The organism is Pseudomonas sp. MWU12-2345 (genome assembly GCF_023242385.1).
Lineage (GTDB): Bacteria > Pseudomonadota > Gammaproteobacteria > Pseudomonadales > Pseudomonadaceae > Aquipseudomonas > Aquipseudomonas gingeri_D.
The window spans coordinates 111,432-131,259 of sequence record NZ_JALLJA010000004.1 but is presented as its reverse complement, the minus strand read 5'-3'; the positions used below and the strand labels follow the sequence as shown (position 1 = coordinate 131,259).

Here is a 19,828-nt window from a genome sequence, read left to right as displayed (position 1 = left end):
CAGCCCTGAAGTCCCGCGCTAAGCGGAAGCCTCCAACGGATGGAAGCTGAAGTAGTGCTGCAACGCCGCCACCAGTTGCAGATACTCCGGGGATGACTCACCCAGCGTAAACCCCGAGTCGTAATAACCGGGAGTGGTCTCCTCATGGCACCACAGACAGCGGCCGGTCAGATCAATCATTTGCTGGGTGCCATCGCTGAGTGGCAGCTTCAGTTGCAGCTCGAACTCGGCGTCGACCAGCAAGGGTAACTGACTGATCAACATCAGCCCCTCTTCGCAGACATTGCCCAGGTAGCCAATGGGCTTGCCGGTATAACGATTGAACACTTGCAGAAAATAAGGCAGTTGATGCCGCTCGATTCGACGGTCAGTAGGCATGGCAATGATCGCTGTATAGGCCATTCAGCATGGCTGCGCTAATGCTTCGGAGCAGACGAACGGTCCTGCTCTCCCTTGGCCTCGGCGCGATAACGGCAAATCGCCTTCTCGCAAACATCTACCGAGCCATGGTTTTCAATTCAAAAGAATTGATAAAACTGAAACCATACACTCAAAGACTAGCGCAAAGCTGGCAGAGAGCCAGCTGATATTTCAACCATCATGACAAAGCGGCGAACTACAAAGCGGCGGGACTCGGCTGAGCCGGCATTGCCCCCTCAGCGTGTCCCAGCTGGCGCAAGGTTTCCAGGCGCGCCCGAGCGCGGTATGCATACTCGCTGTAAGGGTATTGGGTGAGGATGAACTGATAGGTCTGTATCGCGTCGACGAACAGTTTCTGGCGCTCCAGGCACTGGCCGCGCAGCATCGACACTTCCGGCTGGATGTACTGCCGGGTACGGCTCTCACGGTCAACCTTGGACAACTGCAGCATGACGTCTTCACAGTTGCCGCGATCATAGGACCGATAGGCATTGTTCAGATGGCTGTCCATCGACCAGCGGGTGCAACCGACCACACTGGCTGCCAGGGCTAAAACGAGCAAAATTCGCATGGGGGGTCTCCTGTTCTTGCTAGTGTATCGACCCGCTGGCGAAAATCTCCAGAGTGTTCGCCAAACAACCTATTCGAAAAAAATCATTCGCTGAAAAGTAGTGCAAATGAACAATGACTACAGCAGAGGAGCATAGTAGCCTTTCGCTGCGCTTGAACTCAGGAGTCTCTGCATGTCCGTTCGTCGTACTAAAATCGTCGCCACACTGGGCCCGGCCAGCAACTCGCCGGAAGTTCTCGAACAGCTGATCCTCGCTGGCCTGGACGTTGCCCGTCTGAACTTCTCCCACGGTACTCCCGACGAGCACAAGGCTCGTGCCAAGCTGGTGCGCGACCTCGCGGCCAAGCACGGGCGCTTCGTCGCGCTGCTGGGTGACCTGCAGGGCCCGAAGATCCGTATCGCCAAGTTCGCCAACAAACGTATCGAACTCAAGGTCGGTGATCACTTCACCTTCTCCACCGGCCATCCGCTGACCGAGGGCAACCAGCAGGTCGTCGGTATCGACTACCCGGACCTGGTCAAGGATTGCGGCGTCGGCGACGAACTGCTGCTCGACGACGGCCGCGTGGTCATGCGCGTTGAAACCGCGACCGACACCGAGCTGCACTGCGTGGTGTTGATCGGTGGCCCGCTGTCGGACCACAAAGGTATCAACCGTCGCGGTGGCGGCCTGACTGCCCCGGCCCTGACCGAAAAAGACAAGGCCGACATCAAGCTCGCCGCAGAAATGGAAGTGGACTACCTCGCGGTATCCTTCCCACGCGACGCCGCCGACATGGAATACGCCCGTAAGCTGCGCGACGAGGCCGGCGGTACCGCCTGGCTGGTGGCGAAGATCGAACGTGCCGAAGCCGTGGCCGACGACGAAACCCTCGACGGCCTGATCATGGCCAGCGACGCGGTGATGGTTGCCCGTGGTGACCTCGGTGTGGAAATCGGCGACGCCGAACTGGTGGGTATCCAGAAGAAAATCATTCTGCATGCGCGTCGCCACAACAAGGCGGTGATCGTTGCGACCCAGATGATGGAGTCGATGATCCTCAACCCGATGCCGACCCGCGCCGAAGTGTCCGACGTAGCCAACGCCGTACTGGACTACACCGACGCCGTGATGCTCTCGGCCGAAAGTGCTGCCGGTGCCTACCCGCTGGAAGCGGTGCAGGCCATGGCGCGTATCTGCGTCGGCGCTGAAAAGCACCCGACCAGCAAGACCTCCAGCCACCGTATCGGCAAGGTCTTCGAAAGCTGCGACCAGAGCATCGCGCTGGCGGCCATGTACACCGCCAACCACTTCCCGGGCGTCAAGGCCATCATTGCCCTGACCGAAAGCGGCTACACGCCGTTGATCATGTCGCGGATCCGTTCCTCGGTACCGATCTACGCGTTTTCCCCGCACCGTGAAACCCAGGCCCGCGCGGCCATGTTCCGTGGCGTCTACACCGTACCGTTCGACCCGGCCTCGCTGCCGCCTGAGCAAGTCAGCCAGGCTGCCGTGGACGAGTTGCTCAAGCGCGGCGTGGTCGAGCAAGGCGACTGGGTCATCCTGACCAAGGGCGACAGCTACCACACCATCGGCGGCACCAACGGCATGAAGATCCTGCACGTGGGCGACCCACTGGTTTGATCCTCGCAACCCAGCCGTAAAAAAGCCCCGCCTCTCGCAAGAGGACGGGGCTTTTTCATGCCTGGGAGAAAAACCGCCGCGGAGGCCGTGTAGGCTTTTTCTTTTTTCACTGTAGTGTCGGCACATAGATCAGCTGACAGGCTAGCCTTGTCACTTGACCGCCGGATGCACACCAAAGCCTCGGCAAGGAGAAGCGCTATGAAAGACCGAAACTGTCCTCCCATCACCCGCCCCCCCTTCAGCCGGATGATGGACATCCAGATGATCGCCACAACACTGGGGGGCGCCAGCCTGGCCGGCATGCTCTTCCCCAACATGGGAGGTGCACTGCTGGCAGGCTTGCTGCTGGGCGCCCTGGCCGGATTATGGGTCACAACACCCACCTGACACTACCGACCCAAGGAAGGGTGCCATGACACTGGAACAGACCTCTTATTCGATTATCGCCGGCCTGATTCTTATCGCCCTCTATCTGGGACGATCCCTGTATTACCGAAAACCCGCGGAACTGATCCACGCGGTGATTATCATCACCGCCTGCCAGGGAGTCGTGGCGGCCATCGCGCTGGGTTCACTGACCTATTTTTCCAGCGCCCACGAACTGGGGATTTTGCGAGAACAGAAGGACAGTATCCTGGTCGGCGCACTGGCGCTGACGTGGGTGTCGGTGATCTCCGCCTATTCGAGTCTCATGCAACCCGGGCATCGAGCAAAGTCGTCCGGGAAACCTTGACGCTCAACGCCGGGTCATGAAACCCGAAAGCGCCGTAATCGCCTCGGGCGAGCGCAGCCGCTGGATAAACAACACAGCTTCAGCCTCGACCACCTGGCGCAGTTGCTCGCGATCCGGGTCCTTCATCAATTGCTTGCTGACCTGCACCGCCGCCGAGGCCAGTTGATCGAAGCGCAGCGCCACTTCCCGCGCCTTGGCCAGCGCCAACTCGCCACTGGGCAAGGCCTCGGTGGCCAGGCCCCAGGTCGCCGCCTGCTCGCCGCTGAAGCCCTCGCCCAGCAGCAGCAACTGCGCCGCCCGGGCATGACCGAGCAGACGCGGCAGCAACAGGCTGGAGCCGAATTCAGGGCATAACCCCAGATTGACGAACGGCATGCGCAGACGGGCATCCGCGCTGACGTACACCAGGTCGCAATGCAGCAGCAACGTCGTGCCGATCCCCACGGCCGGGCCCGCAACAGCGGCAATCACCGGCTTGCGGCAATCGAGCAGGCTACGCATGAAGGCAAAAACCGGGCTGTCGAGAGCACTCGGCGGCTCTTCGAGAAAGTCGGCGATATCGTTGCCGCTGGTGAAACACTCACTGCTGCCGCAGATCAACACTGCATTGATCTCGGGATCAGAATCCGCCTCCCGCAGCGCCTCGCCCAACTGGCTGTACATGGCGCGGGTCAGGGCGTTTTTCTTGTCGGCACGGTTCAGGCGCAAGGTCAGCAGGCTGCCTTGGCGCTCCAGCACAATCGCGTCAGTCATTGGAACTCTCTTGTTGTGGGGACCCGGCGCTCAGGCGTGCGGCACGAACACATCGGCCAACAGTTGATTGCGCGGCAGCCCGGACAGGTACAGACGTTTGGCAAACGCCTCGACACTCGCCGGGGCACCACAGAGTAGAGCCAGGGTTTGCCGGGAGACAAGACGCAGTTTGGCCAGAAAGTCCGGCAGTTCGGCCCCCGTCACATAGTCGACGCTCAGGTTGGGAACCTGCGCGACCAGTTCATTCAGCGCCGAAGCCAGATAATGCTCGGCACCCTCGTGGGCCAGGTGAACCAGACGGATCGGCCCTTCATGGCCTTGGCGCAGCGCCTCGCGCAACACTCCCCATAACGGCGCCAGCCCCGTACCAGCCGCCAGCAACCAGAGCGGCCGGGCATGCCAGTCCGGGTCGTAATGCAAGGCTCCGCCACGCAATTCGCCCAGGCGAATCGGCGCGCCGAGTTGAAGCTGTCGCGCCGCATCGCTGAAGGCGCCGGGCTGCCGGCAATCAAGATGAAACTCCAGATAGCGGTCCTCTTCAGGCAAGCTGGCCAGGGAATAAGGCCGAGCGACGCCCTGTTCCGTCCACAGCACCAGATGCTGGCCTGCGCTGTAGCGCAAGGGCCGCTCGGGCAGCAGGCGCAGACGCAGGACCGTCGGGCTCAGCCATTCCAGCTCAGCCACCGTTGCCGACAAACCGTCACGACGCGGGTCGAAGACCTCGACCTGGAGGTCTTCGCGCACCTGGCACTGACAGGCCAGCCGCCAGCCGCGCTCGCGCTGGGCGAAAGCCAGGGCCTCCGGCCGGTTGTCCTGCGTCTCGCCGTGTACGCAACGTACCAGGCAAGCATGGCAACTGCCCGCCCGGCAGCTGTAGGGCACCGCCACGCCTGCCTGGTTCAAGGCATCGAGCAGGTTGCTGCCGACCGCCACCGACCAGCCCCGTTCGCCCACCCGCAGCTCAGGCATCGGTGTATTCCCAGGCCGCGCAGCAGCGATTACGGCCGTCACGTTTGGCGCGGTAGAGCGCCTGGTCGGCGCGCTGCAAGGCATCGTCGAGGTCGTCTTCCACTCCCACCAGCGTCATGCCGACCGACAGGCTCAGGTTATTCACCGCCATCCCCATCAGTTCCACCTGGGTAAAGGCCAGACGCAAGCGCTCGCAACAGGAGGTCAGGCGCTCGGGATCAGCATTGGGCAACAGCAACACGAATTCTTCTCCACCGTAGCGCGCCAGCACATCGCCGTCGCGCACACAGGCCATGGCCACCGCGGCGAACGCCTGCAAGACCTGGTCGCCGGCAGCATGCCCGTGCATATCGTTGATCCGCTTGAAATGATCGAGGTCGATCAAGGCCAGGCCATGGACCACATCCGCGTCCATCAGCTCCAGTTCACGGGAAGCCAGGCGCAGGAAATGCCGTCTATTGTAAAGCCCGGTCAGTTCATCGGTCGCCACCAGGTCTTCCAACTGGCGCATCATCCCGCGCAGGGTGTCCTGGTGGGCCTGCAAGGCAAAGCGGCGCTGGCGCATACGCTGACGGGAGGCTTGCACATAGCTGGCGTAGAGACACAACCACAGCAACACGACGAACAGCACGCACACCTGCAGCAACGCCAGGCCCGGGTCCGGCAACTGGAAGTGGTAACCCTCCCAGAGATTAAGCGCGGCAAACGAAAAGAACACCAGCACCGCACAGCGCACGAATTTGCGTTGCGGCAGATGAAACATGCCAAACAGCAGCACCAACGGATAAAACACCAGGAAGGCGCCGCGGGCCTGTTCGAGGTTGGCCATCAGGTAGGTCTGCCAACCCAGGCCTATGAGCACTTGCAGCTCGGTCAGGCTGGGATCGCGAAAATGCCGGTTGCGGCCACTGATAAACAGCCAGCCGAGTACGCCCTGGCTGAGAATCACCAGGCCGCTGCCTATCAGGCCCGTGGTTACGCTGGCCTCATAGTTATCGGTGAAAATCGCTACCCACAACAGCGACAACAGCAGTAGATAGGTGCCGGCAGCCAGGGCAAAGCGTTTGCGTAACAGAGTCTGTATGGCTTTATGGGTCAATCTTTGACTCACTTTGCGCTGAGGGCTCAAGGGGTTTCCTTCCCGTACAGGCCACTTGCCACTCTAGTGATCTGGATCAAAAATAACTATTCAATTTTTTGCCACTCGTACACTTTAATCTGGACGAGAGGACAAGATAAGGACGCAAGAAAAGTGCCGACGCTCCTGCGACCTTGGTTTGACCACTGACGGATGTGCCGGGCTCAAGGGCGGGTTATACTGCCGCGCCTTATTTTGTGCCGGTCATGCGTGCCCGGCCCGTCTCAAAAGATGTTTTCGACAGACCAGATGCAAACCGGTCGCAAACACCTTATTTCCATGTTCCCGTCTTTATAGAGGAGCGCGACCCATGACCGTGATCAAGCAAGACGACCTGATACAGAGCGTTGCCGACGCCCTGCAGTTCATTTCCTACTACCACCCCGTGGATTTCATCCAGGCCATGCACGAGGCCTACCTGCGGGAAGAGTCGCCGGCGGCCCGCGACTCCATGGCCCAGATCCTGATCAACTCGCGCATGTGCGCCACCGGCCACCGGCCGATCTGCCAGGACACCGGGATTGTCACCGTGTTCGTGCGCGTGGGCATGGATGTGCGCTGGGACGGTGCCACCATGGGCCTGGACGACATGATCAACGAAGGCGTGCGTCGCGCCTACAACCTGCCGGAAAACGTCCTGCGTGCTTCGATCCTGGCCGACCCGGCCGGTGCGCGCAAGAACACCAAGGACAACACCCCGGCGGTCATCCATTACTCCATCGTTCCGGGTAACACCGTGGAAGTGGACGTCGCGGCCAAGGGCGGCGGCTCCGAGAACAAATCGAAAATGGCCATGCTCAACCCGTCCGACTCGATCGTCGACTGGGTGCTGAAGACGGTGCCAACCATGGGTGCCGGCTGGTGCCCACCGGGCATGCTCGGCATCGGCATCGGCGGCACCGCCGAGAAAGCCGCGGTCATGGCCAAGGAAGTGTTGATGGAGTCCATCGACATCCACGAGCTGAAGAAGCGTGGCCCGTCCAACCGCATCGAAGAAATGCGCCTGGAGCTGTTCGAGAAGGTCAACCAACTGGGCATCGGTGCCCAGGGCCTGGGTGGTTTGACCACCGTGCTCGACGTGAAAATCATGGATTACCCGACGCACGCGGCGTCCCTGCCGGTGTGCATGATCCCCAACTGCGCCGCCACCCGCCACGCGCACTTCGTGCTCGACGGCTCCGGCCCGGCCTCGCTGGAAGCGCCACCGTTGGACGCCTACCCGGAAATCGTCTGGGAAGCCGGTCCGTCGGCCCGTCGCGTCAACCTCGACACCCTGACCCCGGAAGACGTGCAGAGCTGGAAGCCGGGCGAAACCGTCCTGCTCAACGGCAAGATGCTCACCGGCCGCGACGCCGCGCACAAGCGCATGGTGGAAATGCTCAACAAGGGTGAAACCTTGCCGGTGGACCTCAAGGGTCGCTTTATCTACTACGTCGGCCCGGTTGATCCGGTGCGTGAAGAAGTGGTCGGGCCGGCCGGTCCGACCACGGCAACGCGCATGGACAAATTCACCCGGCAGATCCTCGACCAGACCGGCTTGCTGGGCATGATCGGCAAATCCGAGCGCGGCCCGACCGCCATCGAAGCGATCAAGGACTACAAGGCCGTGTACCTGATGGCCGTGGGTGGCGCTGCCTACCTGGTAGCCCAGGCGATCAAGAAATCCAAGGTCGTGGCCTTTGCCGAACTGGGCATGGAAGCGATCTACGAGTTCGAGGTCAAGGACATGCCGGTCACGGTCGCGGTCGACTCCAAGGGCGAGTCGGTGCATATCACCGGCCCGGCGATCTGGCAGAAGAAGATCCACGACAGCCTGGCGGTGGAAGTGCAGTAAGCGCTTTTGTTGCAGGAATAGAAGCGGCCCGGTTGATCCGGGCCGCTTTTTTATTGCCTGCGATCTTGGGGAACACGCGGTACCTGTAGAGCTGGCCTGCCGGCGATGAGGCCCTTGAGCCTTGCGGTGCTTGATCGTCCGCCATCGCCGGCAAGCCAGTTCCTACATTCAGGCGTGACTGGAGACAGGCCAGAGCTGCAAGGTGTCATCCACACGCTTGCGCGCCAGTTCGATCAGGCGCCCCACGCACAGCTGCCATAACGCATGAAGCGGACATGAAAAAAGCGCCCGCCAAATGGATATGGGCGCTTTCTGTGCGCCTGGAAGTCAATCGGGCTGCTAAACCCGATCACTGAAATAGCAGTGACGGACCAGAGCCTAGTCCCGTGATTTTCCTGGCGCAAGCGATCTGGATTTTCTAGGAAACTTCAGTCAAGAGAAAGAGAAACGTCCTCCAATAGCCGAAAAACAGCCCCCCATTGCACCTCTATCCAGCGTGCCCACAGTCACCACCGCGCGCATGCACTCGCGCAACCACCCCAATGCCTGATCCCCATCCCGGCGCTGGTGCCAGACAAAAATAAAGTCGAACGAGGGGATTTCGAAAGGCGGCGGTACCACCACCAGCCGCTCATGATCGATATTACGCAAGTTGCGCGAAGCCACGGTCAAAATCAGGTCCGTACCGGCAATCAACTGCGGCGCCACACCCCAATGCGGCAAGCTGATCGCCACTCGCCGACGCTGATGAATCGCACTCAGCGCCCGCTCGATTTCCGCCGTCCCGCTGCCACGCATTTCCAGCAACACATGCGGCCGCGACAGGTAGCCCGGCAGATCAAGCACGCCCTCTGCAGGCAAACTGTCCCGGTCCACCAGGCAGGCGTAGTGTTCGCTGAACAGATGGGTACTGCGCAACGCCGGCGAAAAATCCGGGAACACCCCGGTGGCCGCATCGATATCGCCATTGAGCAACAGCTCCAGCATGCCCTCGCGACTGGCCTGGGTGATCTGCAGGTCGATCCCCGGCGCATCCCGCCGCAACCCCCGAACCAGACCCGGCAACAACATCGCCGCGCCATAGTCGGACATCGCCAAGCGAAACGTGCGCTTGGCCGACGCAGGATCAAAACCTTGCGGAGCCAGCAGGTCCTGCACTCGCCCCAACGCATCGCTCAACGGTAACGCCAGTTCCAGTGCCCGCGCCGTCGGCACCAACCCGCCGCCGACTCGCACCAGCAGCGGATCACCCAGCAAGTCGCGCAGGCGCGCCAAGGCATGACTGACCGCCGGCTGGCTCAGGTGCAGGCGCTCGGCGGCACGGGTCACGTGCTGCTCGGCGAGCAAGGCGTCGAGGATCACCAGCAGGTTGAGGTCGATGCGACGAAGATCATTCATCCGATGCATGTTCTGGATATTTTCTTGGAATTTAAATTTGCCCCGCGAATACCTTAGAGTCCAGCAAAACCTGTTGGAGAATGATTATGAGTACCTTGAGCTGGGCTGGCCTGCTGGCCCTGGCCGCCATCGCCGGCGCAGTCGTGCCGTTTCAGAGCGCAATCAACGCGAACCTCGGCCGCGGCCTCGGTCACCCGTTATGGGCGACACTGGTCTCGCTGCTGGTGAGCATGGCGGTGTTGTTGCCGGTGATGCTCGCACTACGCTTGCCGTTCCCGAACCTGGAATTTGCCACCAGGGCGCCGACCTGGATCTGGCTCGGCGGCGTATTCGGTGTGTGTTTCGTGGCCTTGGCAGTGTTGCTGGTGCCCAAGCTAGGGGCAGGAGGATTTGTCGCCCTGGCGCTGGCCGGGCAAGTGGTCGCCTCTTTGGTGCTCGACCACTTCGGCCTGTTCGGGCTGGTGGAACGCCATATGAGCGTACCGAGAATGGTCGGTGCCGTGCTGCTGATCGCCGGCGTGACGATGATCCAGTTCACCGCCACCCCAAAAAACACTTCGCCAGCCGCCGCCACCCAGCCAAGCCTCAACCTCGCGAAGACAGTTGATTGATCGCCTTGGGATCGAGAATCGGCTGCGGCCCACCATTTCGGGCCACCGCCAACATCGCCCGGCCAATGGTTTCGGTGGTCTGGATGGTGTCCGGCCACAACCGCCGCAACACACTCATCAACGGCCCGGCCAGCGTGTAGACCGCCTGGTAGAGCGCAGTCTTGGAGCGCACGCCATGCAACGGCTGGATCGCACCGGGACGCATCAGGTAAACCGCCTTGAACGGCAAGCGTTGCAAGGCGTTTTCGGTACGGCCCTTGACCCGCGCCCACATGCTGCGGCCCTTTTCACTGCTGTCGGTGCCCGCCCCCGTGACATAGACAAAGGTCATGTTCGGATTGAGCCGCGACAAGGTCTCGGCCGCGGCCAGCGTCAGGTCGTAGGTCACCCGGGTGTATTGCGCCTCGTCCAGGCCCACCACCGAGATACCCAGGCAGAAGAAGCAGGCATCGAAGCCCTGCAACTCGGCCTCGATGCCCTGGTAGTTGAACAGGTCGGCGTGCACCACCTGGCTGAGCTTCGGATCGGTCTGGGTCACCGGCGTACGGCCAATGACCCGGACCTGCTGCACATCGCCCGCCAGCAGGCATTCACGTAATACACCCTGGCCGACCATGCCGGTGGCACCGAACAACAAGACGTTCATGGACGACCTCTCAATGGGTTGGAAATGCTGGCAGCTCGACAGGAGCACTGTAGTCGGCGGCGCGACTGACCTCCAGCCAACGCTCGCCCGCCTCGGCACGGGCGGTCTCGGCCTGCTCGCAGTACTGCAAGGCATCGTTGCCGATCAACAGGTGCAGCGGCAGTTGCTCGTGATAGGCCAGCTTCAGCAGGATCTGCGCAATCCGATCCGGATCGCTCGGCTCATTGCCGGCGTAGGTACCGAGCAATTCCTGGATCGCACCGACGCTAGGCAGGTAGTCGTCGATGATCGTGGGTGTGCCCTGGCCTGCACGCACCGCCCAGTTGGTGCGCATGCCACCCGGCTCCACGGCACAGATCCTGATCCCCAACGGCGCCACTTCCTGCGCGACCACTTCGGTAAAACCACCCACCGCCCACTTCGCCGCCTGATAGGCGCTGAGCCCGGGCATGCCCAGACGCCCACCCACGGAGGAGATCTGCAGGATGTGCCCGCTGCGTTGCGCGCGCATCACCGGCAATGCGGCGCGGGTCAGGTTGACCACGCCGAAGAAATTGGTCTCGACCTCGGCGCGGAACGCCTCTGCCTCCGTCTGCTCGAAAGGTGCGAGATGACCGTAACCGGCATTGTTGACCAGTACGTCGAGCCGACCAAAGGTATCGACCGCCACCTTCACCGCCGCTTCAGCCGCCGCTGCATCCGTGACATCCAGAGCCACCACCCGCACCTGATCGCCATAACGCGCCACCAGATCATCCAGCCGCCGTGGCTCCCGCGCCGTCGCCACCAGGCGTTCCCCCGCCGCCAGTACCGCCTCGGCGACATTGCGACCCAAACCGCTGGCACTGCCGGTAATCAACCAGACCTTAGACATGCTTGTACTCCTTACGACTATTGAGATTAATATTGAGTGAGCACTCACTCATTTTCAACGCAAAGCTTCAATACAAGAAACAGCCTCGCCTACTCCTTGGCGGTAGCACTCCAGAACGCCTGGAAACCGGCTTCGGCATAACGCTCGGCCTGGTCGGGTTCGCGGCGGATAAAGTCGATGGTGGTATCGGCCAGGGCGCCCATGATCGCCGAGACAAACGCCGCCGGCTGGTCGCGGAACAGGCCGCTGGCAATGCTTTCCTGCATCATCTCGTTGACCTCGCAGAAGTCCTGCATCCCCAGCAACTTGCTCTGTTCGGTAACCTGCGCGGACATCCCGAGCAAAGCCACCACCTTGCGTTTCTGCGGTTCGGCGACGCCCCAGTCGACATAACTCTGCCAGGCGTGCCGGGCGCGCTTCTTCACCGTTTCCGTGCGCGGGTAACCGGGCATCATCACATCTCGCAACTCGGCCTTGATATGCAGGTAGAGTTCGTTGAGCAACACGTCCTTGGAACTGAAGTAGTTGAACAAGGTGCCCTCGGCGACCCCGGCGAGCCGGGCGATCTTCAGCGTCGGACAACCCAGGCCCTGCTCGGCGAACACCTCGATGGCGGCACTGAGGATGGCGTTGCGTTTGTCTTCACTTTTGGGACGGGCCATGGGGAGCAGCGTTCAACTTATAAATGAGTAATCACTCAATTAAACCTGTCTGAACGCGGGTTTGCAAGCCCGCTGGTCGTGACAGCGCCCTCCCCGACCGGGGAAGGCGCTGGGTGATGGGGTTTTGCCTCAGAACGCGCTGCGGAAAATCTCTTCGATCTGCCGCTGATCCGCCGCCCGTGGATTGGTCAGGCCGCAAGCGTCCTTCAGGGCATTGGTGGCGAGGATCGGGATGTCCTGCAACTTGGCGCCCAACTCCCGCAGACCGGCCGGAATCTCGACATCCTTGGCCAGACTGCGAATCGCCGCAATGGCCGCCTGGGCACCCTCCTCTGCACTCATGCCACGAATGTCGGCACCCAGCGCCTTGGCCACATCACTCAGGCGTTGCGGACAGACCAGCGCATTGAAACTCTGCACATGGGGCAGCAGCACCGCATTGCACACGCCATGGGGCAAGTCGTAGAAGCCGCCCAACTGGTGCGCCATGGCATGCACGAAACCCAGCGAGGCATTGTTGAACGCCATGCCCGCGAGGAACTGCGCGTAGGCCATGCTTTCCCGGGCCTGCAGGTCGGCGCCATCAAACACGGCCTGGCGCAGGTTGGCGCTGATCAGTTCAATGGCTTTGATCGCGCAGGCGTCGGTGATCGGCGTCGCCGCCGTCGACACATAAGCTTCGATGGCATGGGTCAGGGCATCCATGCCGGTAGCGGCGGTCAGTCCCTTGGGCATGGCAACCATCAGCGCCGGGTCGTTGACCGACAGCAACGGCGTGACGTTACGGTCGACAATCGCCATTTTCACGTGGCGCGATTCATCGGTGATGATGCAGAAACGGGTCATCTCACTGGCGGTACCGGCGGTGGTATTGATGGCCACCAGCGGCAGTTGCGGCTTGGCTGAGCGGTCGACGCCTTCATAGTCGCGGATATGCCCGCCATTGGTGGCGCACAGGGCGATGCCCTTGGCACAGTCATGGGGCGAGCCGCCGCCCAGGGACACAATGAAATCGCATTGGCCAGCCTTGAGTGCCACCAAGCCCTTCTCGACGTTGTCGATGCTCGGATTCGGTTTGGCGCCATCGAACACGACCGAATCGATATCCTGCATCGCCAACAACCCGGCAATCCGTGCGGCGACGCCGGCCTTGGCCAGCCCGGCGTCGGTAACGATCAGCGCTTTGCGAAAGCCATGCTTGCGGATCGCGCCCATGGCTTCGTCCAGGCAATCAATGCCCATGATATTCACGGCGGGAATAAAAAATGTGCTGCTCACAGTAGGTCTTCCTTTAGCTGACGGACTCCCGTCAGCTTCAGTCGAAGACCCACCCCTGACCTTGACCTGACGCAAGGAAAACCTGGATCCACAACACCGTTTGTCAGGCGCCGTTTATCTGGATCAGCCCACGTCGGCGATAAGCCTCGATATCAACGCCAAAGGCCCCGGACGAACAAACCTGGCGAATCGCATAGGGCCGGCCCATGGCATCGAAGGTGCTGTCGGCCAGATCGATAAGCTTCTCCGGGCAGCGCCGCTTGTCGGCTCCGAGAACGCGCAACAGACGCGGCTTGAGTCGATTGCAGGGCGGCGCGCCGAGGATGATCGCGACTTCGTCATTGGTCATCTCGACGATTTCGCCGCTGGGATACAGGCCGATCAGGCGAATGAACGCGCTGACAATCTGCTCGTCGAAATGGCTGTTGGCCGCTTTGAACAGGATGCGCAGGGACTCGAGGGTCGAACGCCCCTTGCTGTAGACCCGGTCACTGCTGATGGCATCATAGGCGTCAGTCACCGCGACGATCCGCGCATAAAAGGGAATCCCCTCGGCACTCAAGCCATGGGGATAGCCCGCCCCGTCCACCCGCTCATGGTGCGACAGCACCACATCGAGTGCCGCCAACGGCACGCCGGTCTGGCTGGTGAGCAAGGTATAGCCTTCCATGGGGTGGTTTTTCATGATGGCGTATTCCTGCTCCGACAACGCCGACGGCTTGTTCAGGATCTCTCCGGGAACCTTGAGCTTGCCGACATCGTGGAGCATGGCTCCGACCCCGACTTCTTCCAGTTCCGAGGCCGGCAAGCCCAATTCGCGGCCCAGAGCAATGGACAGCATTGCCACCCGCAGCGAATGCTCGGCGGTGTAATCGTCCTGGAACTTGATGCGGGTCAGCCAGAGCAAGGCCGAAGGGTTGCGCAGGATACTGTCGACACAGTCCTTGACCACCGCTTTCACGGCGCCAACCTGAATCGGCTCGCCCATCTCTACGGCCTCAAGGATGCGCCAGGACTGTGCCCGGGCCGAGCCCCAGGCGAGCTGAGCCTCGGCCATTTCCACATTGAAGTCGACCGGCTCGGCGAGCACCGGGCATTCAACCGGGCTGTCGGCCGACGGCGTATGAGCACTGGCAACCGCTACCCAGGCATACTTGCAGTTCTCGCGCAGCAACCGCAGTTCCTCCTCACGGCGTATACGGAACTCACGAAAGGAAAAGGTGGTTTCCTCCCACGGCCGATCCAGTGCTTCGATCTGCATGCCGATGGCCAGCCGGGCCACCTCGATCTTGATACAGCCTTTACAGATATCCGGGTCCATTTCACGTCTCCGAACGGATGCGTCAAATAAAGAGTCGGGGGCGACCGCCTGGGACTCAAATCGAGAACTGCGTGACCACCTTGTTCAATTCCACCGCGAGCTTGGACAGCTCATGACTGGCCGCCAGGGTCTGGCTCGCCGCCGATGAGCTCTGGATCGACAGGTCGCGGATACTGATCAGGTTCTGGTCCACCGACCGGGCGACCTGGGCCTGCTCCTCGGAAGCGGTCGCGATCATCAGGTTGCGGTCGTTGATCTCGCTGATGGCCTGGGCAATTTCGGACAAGGCCGAACCGGCTTCATGGGCAATCAACAGCGTCTTGTCCGCCTCTTCATTGCTACGTTGCATCGAGACCACCGCCTGCCCGGTCCCGTTCTGGATGGCACCGATCATCTGTTCGATTTCCTGGGTTGAAACCTGGGTACGGTGCGCCAGGGCCCGCACCTCATCAGCAACCACGGCAAAGCCACGGCCCTGTTCACCGGCCCGGGCGGCTTCGATGGCGGCGTTGAGCGCCAGCAGGTTGGTCTGTTCGGCGATGGCCCGGATCACATCCAGCACCTTGCTGATGTTCTGGGCCTGCTGCGCCAGGGATTCGACTTCCTGCCCGGTGGCCTTGACGGTCGAACTCAGGGTTTCGATGGAGGCAATCGTGCGGTGCACACGGTCCGCCCCGGTACGGGTCGAGACTTCGGAACGCTGGGTGGACTGCGAGGCCGCCACGGCATTGCGGGCCACTTCCTCGACCGCCGCGGTCATTTCATTGACCGCCGTGGCGGCCTGGTCGGTCTCCAGGCTCTGGCGTTGAATACCGCGATTGGACTCGCCGGTCACCGCGCTCATTTCTTCCGCGGCCGACGCCAACTGCGTGGAGGAGTTGCTGATATGCCGCAGGGTATTTTTCAGGCTGGCCTGCATGGCCGCGGTCGAGGCCTGCAGCTCGGCCAATTCGTCCTTGCCGTCCACCTGTACTTCGGTGCGCAGGTCGCCCTCGGCGATCTTCCGGGTCGAGCCGAGCAACAAGCGCAACGGGCCGGTCAGGCTGCGGGTAAAGATAATCGCCAGCAATACCGTCAAGACGCAAGAAACGACAATGATGGCGATAGTCAGATAAAAACCGCCGTCGAACTGCTGCTGGGCCGTGATACCGGACTGCACGGCACCATCGTCATTGATTTTTTCCAGCGCCTCGATGTTGGTTTGCAGCTCATTGACCAAAGGCGGGATCACGTTATTGAGCAGAACAAGCGCCGCTTCGGCCCCCTTCTCGCTGGCGATCTGCAACGTCTCGGCGAGTTTCTGCTCATAGAGGTTGGCATTACGCTGTACCGTCTCGTAGACCGCTTGCTCCTCGGGGCTCGAGACCAGCGGTGCATAGGCCTTGATCTGCTGATCGAGTGTGGCCTTAAGTTCCTGGATACGGGCGGCTTCGGTCTGTTTCATCTGGGCATCGGTGGCCGAGACCAGACGAAAGCTCTCCAGGCGTATCCGATAGAGGGTCAACTCGACCCGCCCGGCCTGTCGCAGGCTGGCCATCCAGTTATCCTGCAAGTCGACCGCTGCCTCGCGAATCAGATGCATTTTCCATAACGCCAGCACGCCCAGGGCAATCAACAGCAGTGTGACAAAGGCAAAACTCAGAAAAGCGCGTGTGGCTATTTTCAGGTTTCTGACTGACATATCGATCACCCTTTATTCGGCATTCCATTGCACTGGAAAAAACACCCAAAAGAGATATCACTACGATATCACTGGAAAAGACACCTCGTGGAAAAAATCTCCCGGCACGGAATGAGGAAATGACTCTAGAGGGCCCGTGTTAAAGTCCACCGTTGATTCTCCTCAGATTTGGCAACCGACGAATGGCAACGATGGAACTCCAGGCATTTGATACAACATTAGAAGACTGGAACGCCCTGCGTGCAGAAATCGCCTGCAGCGGCCTGTTGATCGGCAACGGCGCAAGCCGGGCGATGTGGCAGGCATTTGCCTACGACTCGCTGTTCGAGCTGGCCCAGACCACCCGCAACCGTCCGCTGGGGCTGAGCGAGCTGGCGGTGTTCAAGGCCCTGGAAACCAGCAACTTCGAACAGGTGCTCAGCGCCCTGAAAAGCACCATCCGGGTCAATGCGGCGCTGACCATCAGTTCGTCGTCGCCGCGCAATCGCTACTTCGCGGTCAAGGAAGCGCTGATCCATGCGATCCGCTCGGTGCATATCCCCTGGATGCGGGTGCAGCCCGAGAGCCTGGCGCTGATCAATGCCGAACTGAGTCGCTACCGCACCCTTTACTCGACCAACTACGACCTGCTCACCTACTGGGCGATCATGCAGGCACCCGAGCCGTTCGACGATCTGTTCCGCACGGACGACTCGACCTTCGACCTGGGCGACCTTGATGCCCGTGGCACCCGCGTCCTGTACCTGCACGGCGGCCTGCACCTGGTGAAGAACCTCGACGGCAGCACACGCAAGCTGACCTCTTCGGAAAGCACCCTGCTGGGCAGTTTCGCGATCAATACCCTGGGCGATGTGCCGTTGTTCGTCAGCGAGGGGAATGCGCAGGACAAGCTCAAGGCGATCCGTCATTCGGATTACCTGTCGTACTGCTACGGGCAACTGGCCGGGCATCAGGACGCCCTGTGCATCTTCGGCCACAACCTCGGCGCGCAGGACCGGCATATCGTCCAGGCCCTGCTGGATGCGCGAATCCAGACCCTGGCGATTTCGATCTACCCACGCAGCCAGGCCTTTATCCAGCATCAGAAGCGCCACTTCACCCAGCTGTTCGAGGGCCGGGAAGTGACGCTGCGGTTTTTCGATGCCAAGAGCCATCCGCTGGGTAACCCGCAACTGCAGGTCCCTCCCGAGGCCTGAGATACCCGCCCGATGAACAGCAGGAAGTCGTCAGAATGAGCCGCGTCATCGACATCACACTCGATGGAAACAGCATCGATGCCCAGGCCGCGAGCTGGTTCGCCCGTCACCGCGACACGCCCGAACAGTCACCGGACAGGGCGTTCGAAGAATGGCGGGCAAAGCCGGAGCATGCCCGGGCCTATGCCGAGTTCGAAGCACTCTGGGCGGACCTGGCGCAACTGCGCCAACTGAACCAGCCGGCGTTGCCGGCCCCCCGGCGCAAGAACCTCTGGCGACCGGCCCTGGCCACGGCGGCCGCGCTGTTGTGTGCGTTGCTGAGCGCCAATCTCGGCGCACCAAATACCCCGTACCGGCATCAGGTCGCCGCCCATGCCCAGGGCACCCGCACCCTGAAACTGCCGGACGGCAGCACCCTGTACATCAACGCCAATACCCGACTGCGCATCAACTTCCGCTCCCGGCAACGGGATATCTACCTGGATCAGGGCCAGCTCTACCTGGAAGTGGCCGCCGACAAGGAACGCCCATTGTGGGTGCATGCCGGCAACGCCCGGGTACGAGTGGTGGGCACCGCTTTCGATGTGCGCCGCGGCCAGCGCCAGTTGGTGGTCAGCGTCGCCCACGGCCAGGTGGCTTTCGAGCCGGAAGGCGATCCGAGCAGCGCCACCCTGCTCGAAGCCAGGCAACGGGCGATCTTCGACTACGCCAAAGGTACGCTGCAACAGCAAACCCTGAGCAGCGAGGAAGTCGCCGATTGGCGCAGCGGCCACCTGGCCTTTCGCAACCGCGAACTGGCCAGTCTGCTCGATGAACTGAGCCTCTACCGCAGCAAACCGGTGCAACTGGCGGACGGCCCGCTGGCGCACTTCAAGGTCTCCGGCAACCTCGACGTGACAGACCCGGACGCTCTGCTCAATGCCCTGCCCGCCTTGATCCCGGTGAAAACCGTGGCCCTGGACGACGGTCAGGTCAGGATCGAAAGCCGCAAATAGCCGCCGGCCGGGATCGCGTTATTTTTCACCCCGCGTTCGAACGGACCACACTGAGTTCCGTTACCTGGGCCCGACGCTGGCTCAGGTAGCGGGTGCAACTGACCCGCAGGAAGGAGGCGAAATTCAGCACCTCCCCGCGAAAGTCCATCACTTCCTCGTAGAGCCGGGTGATCAACTGGTTGGTGGTCATGCCGTCGGCCTCGGCGATCTCGCCGAGGATGTCCCAGAACTGGTTTTCCAGGCGCAAGGTGGTCACCACGCCACGGATGCGCAGCGAGCGGGAACGCGATTCGTAGAGAATCGGATCGGCCTTGACGTAGAGCTCACACATGACCCAACCCTCCCTTACAAGGTGATCCTGGTACCCAGCAATCCGAGGAACGCCGCCAGCCAACTCGGATGCGCCGGCCAGGCCGGAGCGGTGGCGAGGTTGCCCTGGACGTGGGCCTGGGTCACTTCGATATCGATATAACGACCACCGGCCAGCCGCACTTCCGGAGCACAGGCAGGATAGGCGCTGCACTCACGACCGTCGAGAATCCCCGCCGCCGCCAGCAACTGCGCGCCATGACAAACCGCGGCAATCGGCTTGCCGGCGTGGTCGAAGGCCTGCACCAGTTGCAGGACTTTGTCGTTCAGCCGCAGGTATTCCGGCGCACGGCCACCGGGAATCAGCAACGCATCGTAGTCGGCGGCATCGACCTTGGCGAAATCAAAGTTCAGTGCGAACAGATGCCCCGGCTTTTCACTGTAGGTCTGGTCGCCCTCGAAGTCATGGATCGCGGTGCGCACGGTCTGGCCGGCGCTTTTTTCCGGGCACACCGCATGCACCTGGTGACCGACCATCAGCAGGGCCTGGAACGGCACCATCACTTCGTAGTCTTCGACGTAATCGCCAACCAGCATCAGAATCTTTTTCGCGGCCATGGGGTGAACTCCTCTGGTTAAACACTTGGGCAGACAAGAGTAGTCAAGGTAGACCCTATACACGCAGGCAGGTAATCACCGGCTACTACGCAGGCGGTCCCACGAAAAACTGTATGGACAACTCTCTACCCAGCTGTAGCGGCGAGCCGTCGGGGCTTTATGGCTAGATGACAGTCCCTGTTTCCCTGATGACTGGC

21 protein-coding genes are annotated in these 19,828 nt (G+C 61.4%); 7 read left to right on the top strand and 14 right to left on the bottom strand.

Features of this window, described 5'->3' with window-relative positions:
- Window positions 1–18 precede the first annotated feature (18 nt).
- Window positions 19–378 (bottom strand): PilZ domain-containing protein, encoded by a 360-nt coding sequence (locus M5C71_RS10805; protein ID WP_103496684.1) that lies wholly within the window; start codon window positions 376–378, stop codon window positions 19–21.
- 238 nt (window positions 379–616) lie between these two features.
- Entirely contained in the window at window positions 617–991 is a 375-nt protein-coding gene (locus M5C71_RS10800; protein ID WP_103496655.1) for a hypothetical protein, read from the bottom strand.
- Between the two features lie 172 nt (window positions 992–1,163).
- Here M5C71_RS10800 and pyk point away from each other — a divergent pair, with 172 nt between their 5' ends.
- The 3 genes from pyk (at window position 1,164) to M5C71_RS10785 (ending at window position 3,348) form a co-directional block, all read left to right on the top strand.
- Window positions 1,164–2,615, top strand: coding sequence for a pyruvate kinase (pyk, locus tag M5C71_RS10795; protein ID WP_152738119.1), 1,452 nt, complete (start codon window positions 1,164–1,166; stop codon window positions 2,613–2,615).
- A 198-nt stretch (window positions 2,616–2,813) separates the two neighbouring features.
- Window positions 2,814–3,002 carry a hypothetical protein gene (locus M5C71_RS10790; RefSeq protein ID WP_152738117.1) on the top strand — a complete coding sequence of 63 codons (189 nt, stop codon included), beginning with the start codon at window positions 2,814–2,816 and terminating at the stop codon, window positions 3,000–3,002.
- A gap of 25 nt (window positions 3,003–3,027) precedes the next feature.
- Window positions 3,028–3,348, top strand: coding sequence for a hypothetical protein (locus tag M5C71_RS10785; RefSeq protein ID WP_152738115.1), 321 nt, complete (start codon window positions 3,028–3,030; stop codon window positions 3,346–3,348).
- 3 nt (window positions 3,349–3,351) lie between these two features.
- Here M5C71_RS10785 and M5C71_RS10780 read toward each other — a convergent pair whose 3' ends face one another.
- The 3 genes from M5C71_RS10780 to M5C71_RS10770 are packed head-to-tail and all read right to left on the bottom strand — an operon-like array spanning window position 3,352 to window position 6,169.
- A complete protein-coding gene (locus M5C71_RS10780) occupies window positions 3,352–4,101 on the bottom strand; it encodes an enoyl-CoA hydratase (protein ID WP_103496651.1) in 750 nt (249 codons plus the stop codon).
- A 30-nt stretch (window positions 4,102–4,131) separates the two neighbouring features.
- Window positions 4,132–5,070, bottom strand: a complete 939-nt coding sequence (locus M5C71_RS10775; RefSeq protein ID WP_248767803.1) for an iron-sulfur-binding ferredoxin reductase — start codon at window positions 5,068–5,070, stop codon at window positions 4,132–4,134.
- Window positions 5,063–6,169, bottom strand: coding sequence for a GGDEF domain-containing protein (locus M5C71_RS10770; RefSeq protein WP_248767802.1), 1,107 nt, complete (start codon window positions 6,167–6,169; stop codon window positions 5,063–5,065). The genes M5C71_RS10775 and M5C71_RS10770 overlap by 8 nt, the downstream gene beginning before the upstream one ends.
- Before the next feature lie 349 nt (window positions 6,170–6,518).
- Between M5C71_RS10770 and M5C71_RS10765 the strand changes: the two genes are divergently transcribed.
- A complete protein-coding gene (locus tag M5C71_RS10765) occupies window positions 6,519–8,042 on the top strand; it encodes a fumarate hydratase (protein ID WP_100938784.1) in 1,524 nt (507 codons plus the stop codon).
- 432 nt (window positions 8,043–8,474) lie between these two features.
- Here M5C71_RS10765 and M5C71_RS10760 read toward each other — a convergent pair whose 3' ends face one another.
- On the bottom strand, window positions 8,475–9,449 hold the full coding sequence (locus tag M5C71_RS10760) for a LysR substrate-binding domain-containing protein (RefSeq protein WP_248767801.1): 975 nt from the start codon (window positions 9,447–9,449) through the stop codon (window positions 8,475–8,477).
- 77 nt (window positions 9,450–9,526) lie between these two features.
- Between M5C71_RS10760 and M5C71_RS10755 the strand changes: the two genes are divergently transcribed.
- Window positions 9,527–10,051: a DMT family transporter gene (locus M5C71_RS10755; RefSeq protein WP_103496646.1), complete on the top strand. Its 525-nt coding sequence runs from the start codon at window positions 9,527–9,529 to the stop codon at window positions 10,049–10,051.
- On the opposite strand, the gene M5C71_RS10750 is transcribed toward M5C71_RS10755, so the two are convergent.
- The 6 genes from M5C71_RS10750 to M5C71_RS10725 all read right to left on the bottom strand — a co-directional run bounded on the left by M5C71_RS10750 (window position 10,026) and on the right by M5C71_RS10725 (window position 16,513).
- Window positions 10,026–10,697, bottom strand: coding sequence for an NAD(P)H-binding protein (locus M5C71_RS10750; RefSeq protein ID WP_103496645.1), 672 nt, complete (start codon window positions 10,695–10,697; stop codon window positions 10,026–10,028). The two genes, M5C71_RS10755 and M5C71_RS10750, sit on opposite strands and share 26 nt — an antisense overlap.
- Window positions 10,698–10,707: 10 nt before the next feature.
- A complete protein-coding gene (locus tag M5C71_RS10745) occupies window positions 10,708–11,571 on the bottom strand; it encodes an oxidoreductase (protein WP_248767800.1) in 864 nt (287 codons plus the stop codon).
- A gap of 89 nt (window positions 11,572–11,660) precedes the next feature.
- Window positions 11,661–12,233, bottom strand: coding sequence for a TetR/AcrR family transcriptional regulator (locus M5C71_RS10740; protein WP_103496643.1), 573 nt, complete (start codon window positions 12,231–12,233; stop codon window positions 11,661–11,663).
- Window positions 12,234–12,362: 129 nt separating this feature from the next.
- Complete coding sequence (gene yiaY / locus M5C71_RS10735; protein WP_103496642.1) at window positions 12,363–13,511, bottom strand: L-threonine dehydrogenase; 1,149 nt, start codon at window positions 13,509–13,511, stop codon at window positions 12,363–12,365.
- A 103-nt stretch (window positions 13,512–13,614) separates the two neighbouring features.
- Entirely contained in the window at window positions 13,615–14,832 is a 1,218-nt protein-coding gene (locus M5C71_RS10730; protein WP_103496641.1) for an HD-GYP domain-containing protein, read from the bottom strand.
- A gap of 55 nt (window positions 14,833–14,887) precedes the next feature.
- Window positions 14,888–16,513 (bottom strand): methyl-accepting chemotaxis protein, encoded by a 1,626-nt coding sequence (locus M5C71_RS10725; RefSeq protein WP_247263324.1) that lies wholly within the window; start codon window positions 16,511–16,513, stop codon window positions 14,888–14,890.
- 191 nt (window positions 16,514–16,704) lie between these two features.
- On the opposite strand from M5C71_RS10725, the gene M5C71_RS10720 reads away from it, so the two are divergent.
- Together M5C71_RS10720 and M5C71_RS10715 are read left to right on the top strand one after the other, a co-directional pair.
- Window positions 16,705–17,709, top strand: a complete 1,005-nt coding sequence (locus M5C71_RS10720; protein WP_103498161.1) for a DUF4917 family protein — start codon at window positions 16,705–16,707, stop codon at window positions 17,707–17,709.
- 35 nt (window positions 17,710–17,744) lie between these two features.
- Window positions 17,745–18,704: a FecR domain-containing protein gene (locus tag M5C71_RS10715; protein WP_103498160.1), complete on the top strand. Its 960-nt coding sequence runs from the start codon at window positions 17,745–17,747 to the stop codon at window positions 18,702–18,704.
- 25 nt (window positions 18,705–18,729) lie between these two features.
- Here the strand turns inward: M5C71_RS10715 and M5C71_RS10710 are convergent, their stop codons facing one another.
- Complete coding sequence (locus M5C71_RS10710) at window positions 18,730–19,035, bottom strand: ribbon-helix-helix domain-containing protein (protein WP_103498159.1); 306 nt, start codon at window positions 19,033–19,035, stop codon at window positions 18,730–18,732.
- Between the two features lie 14 nt (window positions 19,036–19,049).
- On the bottom strand, window positions 19,050–19,631 hold the full coding sequence (locus M5C71_RS10705) for a DJ-1/PfpI family protein (RefSeq protein ID WP_248767799.1): 582 nt from the start codon (window positions 19,629–19,631) through the stop codon (window positions 19,050–19,052).
- Between the last annotated feature and the right edge of the window lie 197 nt (window positions 19,632–19,828).

Coding starts and splice junctions, on each gene's coding strand:
- M5C71_RS10805 (WP_103496684.1), bottom strand. CDS start 378: ATGCCTACTGACCGTCGAATCGAGCGGCATCAACTGCCTTATTTTCTG.
- M5C71_RS10800 (WP_103496655.1), bottom strand. CDS start 991: ATGCGAATTTTGCTCGTTTTAGCCCTGGCAGCCAGTGTGGTCGGTTGC.
- pyk (WP_152738119.1), top strand. CDS start 1,164: ATGTCCGTTCGTCGTACTAAAATCGTCGCCACACTGGGCCCGGCCAGC.
- M5C71_RS10790 (WP_152738117.1), top strand. CDS start 2,814: ATGAAAGACCGAAACTGTCCTCCCATCACCCGCCCCCCCTTCAGCCGG.
- M5C71_RS10785 (WP_152738115.1), top strand. CDS start 3,028: ATGACACTGGAACAGACCTCTTATTCGATTATCGCCGGCCTGATTCTT.
- M5C71_RS10780 (WP_103496651.1), bottom strand. CDS start 4,101: ATGACTGACGCGATTGTGCTGGAGCGCCAAGGCAGCCTGCTGACCTTG.
- M5C71_RS10775 (WP_248767803.1), bottom strand. CDS start 5,070: ATGCCTGAGCTGCGGGTGGGCGAACGGGGCTGGTCGGTGGCGGTCGGC.
- M5C71_RS10765 (WP_100938784.1), top strand. CDS start 6,519: ATGACCGTGATCAAGCAAGACGACCTGATACAGAGCGTTGCCGACGCC.
- M5C71_RS10760 (WP_248767801.1), bottom strand. CDS start 9,449: ATGCATCGGATGAATGATCTTCGTCGCATCGACCTCAACCTGCTGGTG.
- M5C71_RS10755 (WP_103496646.1), top strand. CDS start 9,527: ATGAGTACCTTGAGCTGGGCTGGCCTGCTGGCCCTGGCCGCCATCGCC.
- M5C71_RS10750 (WP_103496645.1), bottom strand. CDS start 10,697: ATGAACGTCTTGTTGTTCGGTGCCACCGGCATGGTCGGCCAGGGTGTA.
- M5C71_RS10745 (WP_248767800.1), bottom strand. CDS start 11,571: ATGTCTAAGGTCTGGTTGATTACCGGCAGTGCCAGCGGTTTGGGTCGC.
- M5C71_RS10740 (WP_103496643.1), bottom strand. CDS start 12,233: ATGGCCCGTCCCAAAAGTGAAGACAAACGCAACGCCATCCTCAGTGCC.
- M5C71_RS10730 (WP_103496641.1), bottom strand. CDS start 14,832: ATGGACCCGGATATCTGTAAAGGCTGTATCAAGATCGAGGTGGCCCGG.
- M5C71_RS10725 (WP_247263324.1), bottom strand. CDS start 16,513: ATGTCAGTCAGAAACCTGAAAATAGCCACACGCGCTTTTCTGAGTTTT.
- M5C71_RS10720 (WP_103498161.1), top strand. CDS start 16,705: ATGGAACTCCAGGCATTTGATACAACATTAGAAGACTGGAACGCCCTG.
- M5C71_RS10715 (WP_103498160.1), top strand. CDS start 17,745: ATGAGCCGCGTCATCGACATCACACTCGATGGAAACAGCATCGATGCC.
- M5C71_RS10710 (WP_103498159.1), bottom strand. CDS start 19,035: ATGTGTGAGCTCTACGTCAAGGCCGATCCGATTCTCTACGAATCGCGT.
- M5C71_RS10705 (WP_248767799.1), bottom strand. CDS start 19,631: ATGGCCGCGAAAAAGATTCTGATGCTGGTTGGCGATTACGTCGAAGAC.